This is a genomic window from Paracraurococcus ruber, from assembly GCF_004353985.1.
Classification (GTDB): Bacteria; Pseudomonadota; Alphaproteobacteria; order Acetobacterales; family Acetobacteraceae; genus Paracraurococcus; species Paracraurococcus ruber.
In genome coordinates this window covers 1-4,231 of sequence record NZ_SMOA01000378.1, presented here as the reverse complement: position 1 = coordinate 4,231, position 4,231 = coordinate 1, and the positions used below count along the sequence as shown (strand labels likewise).

General features: G+C 73.2%; 5 protein-coding genes. 3 read left to right on the top strand and 2 right to left on the bottom strand.

Annotation, left to right across the window (positions count from 1 at the left end; all coding sequences use genetic code 11):
• Positions 1-53: 53 nt before the first annotated feature.
• Both E2C05_RS29355 and E2C05_RS29350 read right to left on the bottom strand, forming a co-directional pair.
• Entirely contained in the window at positions 54-737 is a 684-nt protein-coding gene (locus E2C05_RS29355) for a YjbE family putative metal transport protein (RefSeq protein ID WP_200306564.1), read from the bottom strand.
• Between the two features lie 130 nt (positions 738-867).
• Positions 868-1,470, bottom strand: coding sequence for a YjbE family putative metal transport protein (locus E2C05_RS29350; RefSeq protein WP_133223163.1), 603 nt, complete (start codon positions 1,468-1,470; stop codon positions 868-870).
• A 180-nt stretch (positions 1,471-1,650) separates the two neighbouring features.
• Between E2C05_RS29350 and purB the strand changes: the two genes are divergently transcribed.
• The 3 genes from purB (at position 1,651) to E2C05_RS29335 (ending at position 4,138) form a co-directional block, all read left to right on the top strand.
• A complete protein-coding gene (gene purB / locus E2C05_RS29345; protein WP_133223162.1) occupies positions 1,651-2,988 on the top strand; it encodes an adenylosuccinate lyase in 1,338 nt (445 codons plus the stop codon).
• An 87-nt stretch (positions 2,989-3,075) separates the two neighbouring features.
• Positions 3,076-3,369, top strand: a complete 294-nt coding sequence (locus E2C05_RS29340; RefSeq protein WP_133223161.1) for a hypothetical protein — start codon at positions 3,076-3,078, stop codon at positions 3,367-3,369.
• 40 nt (positions 3,370-3,409) lie between these two features.
• Positions 3,410-4,138 (top strand): NRDE family protein, encoded by a 729-nt coding sequence (locus E2C05_RS29335; RefSeq protein WP_133223160.1) that lies wholly within the window; start codon positions 3,410-3,412, stop codon positions 4,136-4,138.
• Positions 4,139-4,231 lie beyond the last annotated feature (93 nt).

The window sequence follows — 4,231 nt, the reverse complement described above, 5'->3', positions numbered from 1 at the left end:
CGCGGCGCAGGCGGCCAGCGCGAGCGCCGCCGCCAGCGCGGGCCGGCGCGGCATCAGCCCGGCCGGGCGCCGGATGCGGCAGCGCTGATCGCCAGCGCCGGGCGCTGCTGCAGCGCCGCATGCCCGCCGCCATACAGGCCGTAGAGGCGATGCGCGTCCTCGTAGATCATCTTCAGGCCGATCCAGACGATCAGCGCGACGCCGAGATAGGCGATCCAGCGGTAGCGCTCGAGCAGCTTGGAGATCAGCGTCGCCGCCACGCCCATCAGCAGGATGGAGATGACCAGCCCGACCACCAGCATCGGCATGTTGCCGGCCGCCGCGCCGGCGACCGCGAGGACGTTGTCGAGGCTCATCGACACGTCGGCGATGACGATCTGGCGCAGCGCCGTCGCCATCGTCTTCACTTCGTGGTGGTGCCCGCCCTCGGCCTCGTCCTTCTCCTCGGACCGCAGCTCCTTGAAGAAGCCATAGGCGATCCAAAGCAGGAGCAGGCCGCCGACCAGCAACAGGCCGGGGATCGCCAGCAACTGCACCGCGGCGACCGAGAGAATGACGCGCAGCACCACCGCCAGCACCATGCCGAACATGATGGCGCGCGCCCGCTGCTCGGGCGGCAGGCCGGCGGCGGCGAGGGCGATGAGGACGGCATTGTCGCCGGACAGGACGATGTTGACGCCCAGGATCTGCGTCAGGGTGAACCAGTCCCAGCTGGCCATCAGCGGGGTCATGTCCATGCGGCGTACTCTCCGGCCGGAATCGAAAGACGGCCGGAAGCCCGGCGCGGGCCCAAGCTATGGCACCGCGCCGGGACACTGTGAAGCCAGGGGGGGGGCGGAGGCGGGGCCGCGGCCGGCCCCGCCGGCGTCAGCCGATCAGCTTCTGGATGTCGGGCCAGCCCTGCCGGATCATGTCGATCGAGACATACAGGATGATCAGCAGGCCGACCCAGCCGAGCCACTTGTAGCGCTCGAGCAGCTTGGCGATCCAGGTCGCGGCCACGCCCATCAGGGCCACCGACACGACCAGGCCGACCACCAGCACCCAGAGCACGCCCTTCGACGCGCCGGCCACCGCCAGCACGTTGTCGAGGCTCATGGTGATGTCGGCCACCAGGATCTGGATGATGGCCGAGCGCATGGTCTTGCCCTCGGCCGGCGCGTCCTCGGCCGCGACGACGGCGTGCTGCTTCTCATGCCCGCCGCGCAGGTCCTGGAACATCTTCCAGCACACCCACAGCAGCAGCAGGCCGCCCACCACCAGCAGGCCGGGAATGGCCAGGAGCTGCACGGTGATGGCGGAGAAGCCGATGCGCATGACCGTCGCGGCGACGATGCCCCAGAAGATCGCCTTGCGCTTCTGCTCGGCCGGCAGGCCGGCCGCGGCCATGCCGACGACGATCGCGTTGTCGCCCGCCAGGACGAGGTCGATGAAGAGAACCTGGGCGAGCGGGACGACCCAATCCGGCATGGTCGGACTCCTGGAGAGTGGCGAGGCGGGGGCAGTGCGGAACGGTTATGGCGGCCGCGACATAAAGATACGTCCATGGCGAGGCAACCCACCGGCCATCATAATTCGACCGCACTTGCCATTTCCCTGGGCTGCGGTCCACATCGGCCACGAATCGCCCCGCTGGAGAGCCAGGCCCGGATGGTCCCCCGCTATACCCGCCCGCAGATGGCCGCGATCTGGTCGCCGGAAGAGCGCTTCCGGATCTGGTTCGAGATCGAGGCCCTGGCCGCCGAGGCCATGGCGCAGCTCGGCACCATCCCGGCCGAGGCCGCGCGGGTGATCCGGGAGAAGGGCGCGCCGCGCGCCGCCAGCATCGGCCCGGCCGAGGTCGAGGCGATCGACGCGATCGAGCGCGTGACGCGGCACGACGTCATCGCCTTCCTCACCTGGATGGGCGAGGGCATCGGCCCCGAGGCGCGCTTCATGCACCAGGGCATGACCAGTTCCGACGTGCTGGACACCGCGCTGGCGGTGCAGATGACGCGGGCCTGCGACCTGCTGATCGCGGATGTGGACGCCCTGCTGGCCGCCCTGCGGGCGCGGGCGGAGGAGCACAAATACACCCCGACCATCGGACGCAGCCACGGCATCCATGCCGAGCCGACGACCTTCGGCCTGAAGCTGGCCGGCCACTATGCCGAGTTCGCGCGCAACCGCGCCCGGTTGGCCGCGGCGCGCGCCGAGATCGCCACCTGCGCGATCTCCGGCCCGGTCGGCACTTTCGCCAGTGTCGACCCGCGGGTGGAGGCCTTCGTCGCGGAGAGGCTGGGGCTGGCGGTCGAGCCCGTCTCGACCCAGGTCATCCCGCGCGACCGGCACGCCGCCTTCTTCGCCGCACTCGCCGTGGTGGCGGCGGGCATCGAGCGGCTGGCGACTGAGGTGCGCCACCTGCAGCGGAGCGAGGTGCGCGAGGCGGAGGAGTTCTTCCACGCCGGCCAGAAGGGCTCCTCCGCCATGCCGCACAAGCGGAACCCGGTGCTGAGCGAGAACCTGACCGGCCTGGCCCGCCTGGTGCGCGGCCATGTCGTCCCGGCGCTGGAGAATGTCGCGCTCTGGCATGAACGCGACATCAGCCATTCCAGCGTGGAGCGGGTGATCGCGCCGGACGCCACCATCGCGCTCGACTTTGCCCTGGCCCGCACCACCGGCATGATGGAGAAGCTGACCGTCTACCCGGAGCGGATGGCGGAGAACCTGGAGAGCCTGGGCGGCGTCGTGCACAGCCAGAAGGTGCTGCTGGCGCTGACCCAGGCGGGCATGAGCCGGGAGGAGAGCTATGCCGCCGTGCAGGCGGCGGCGATGGCGACCTGGACCCGGCTGGGCAAGCCCGACGCCAGGAGCTTCGCCGCGAACCTGCTGGCGAACCCGGCGGTCGCCGCCCGGCTGGACGCCGCGGCGCTGCAGGCGGCGATGGACCCGCAGCGGGACTTCCGGCATGTGGATACGGTCTTTGCCCGGGTGTTCGCGGGGGCGTGATGCCGCCGCCCCGGGCGGGCCGCGTCCCCGCCGCGTTTCTGCCCCAGGCTGCGCCTATATGGGGCAAGCATGAGGAGTTCTGGTGCGATGCGCCGCCTGCGAGTGATGCTGCTGGCCGTGGCCGCCGGGCTCGGCGCCCTGGCGCTGGCCCCCGCCGCCGAGGCCCATGGCTATTGGTACGGCCCCGGTCCCGGCTACTACCGGCCGCCGCCGCCGCGCTTCTACCGGCCGCCGCCGCCGCCGGTCTACTACGCGCCGCCGCCGCGCTACTATGCGCCGCCGCCGGCCTACTATGGCCCGCCGCCGGCCTATTTCCCGCCGCCGGTGCGCTACTACGCGCCGCCGCCCCCGCCGCCGGGCTTCGGCATCTACATCCGCTGACGGCCGGCGGGGCCCTGCCCCGCCGCATCGGTGCGCATGCATGTGCACCGTGATCCTGCTGCACCGGCCGGGGCACCCCTGGCCGGTGCTGATCGCTGCCAACCGGGATGAGCGGCTGGATCGCCCCTGGGATCCGCCCGCCGAGTGGTGGCCGGACCGCCCGCGGGTGGTCGGCGGCCGCGACCGCCTCGGCGGCGGCACCTGGATGGCGGCGCGCGGCGGCATGGTGGCCGCGGTGCTGAACCGCCCGGGCAGCCTCGGCCCCGCCGCCGGCAAGCGCAGCCGCGGCGACCTGCCCCTGCTGGCGCTGGAGGCCGGGAGCGCCGCCGCGGCCGCCGCGCGCCTTGCCGCCCTGCCCGCCGAAGATTGGCGGCCCTTCAACATGGTCCTGGCCGACCGCGCCGGCGGCGTCTTCCTGCGTGGCCTCGGGGCGGACCGGGCGGCGGCGGTGCCCCTGCCCCCCGGCCTCGCCATGGTCACCGCGCATGATCCCAACGACCTGGCCAGCCCCCGCACGGCCCGGCACCTGCCGCGCTTCCGGGCCGCCCCGGCCCCCGACCCCGATCGCGGCGACTGGGCGGCGTGGGAGGCGCTGCTGGCCGATGACAGCCTCGGCGCCGGCATCGCCGACACGCTGCGGGTGCCGCCGACCGACGGCTTCGGCACGGTCTGCGCCAGCCTGCTGGCGATCGGCGCCGATGGCCGCCTGGTCTGGCGCTTCGCGGCTGGGCCGGCCGGCACGACGCCCTTCCGCCCGGTGCCGGAATGAGGCGCCGCCTCGCCCTGCTGGCGATGGCCGGCCTTTTGCCGGCGGCCGCCCCGGCGCCCGAGGCCGCCCGGCGGCCGGCGCCGCCGCCCGGCC

Excerpts from the sequence above, each read along its gene's own strand:
- E2C05_RS29355 (WP_200306564.1), bottom strand. The coding sequence starts at position 737 with ATGGACATGACCCCGCTGATGGCCAGCTGGGACTGGTTCACCCTGACG.
- E2C05_RS29350 (WP_133223163.1), bottom strand. The coding sequence starts at position 1,470 with ATGCCGGATTGGGTCGTCCCGCTCGCCCAGGTTCTCTTCATCGACCTC.
- purB (WP_133223162.1), top strand. The coding sequence starts at position 1,651 with ATGGTCCCCCGCTATACCCGCCCGCAGATGGCCGCGATCTGGTCGCCG.
- E2C05_RS29340 (WP_133223161.1), top strand. The coding sequence starts at position 3,076 with ATGCGCCGCCTGCGAGTGATGCTGCTGGCCGTGGCCGCCGGGCTCGGC.
- E2C05_RS29335 (WP_133223160.1), top strand. The coding sequence starts at position 3,410 with ATGTGCACCGTGATCCTGCTGCACCGGCCGGGGCACCCCTGGCCGGTG.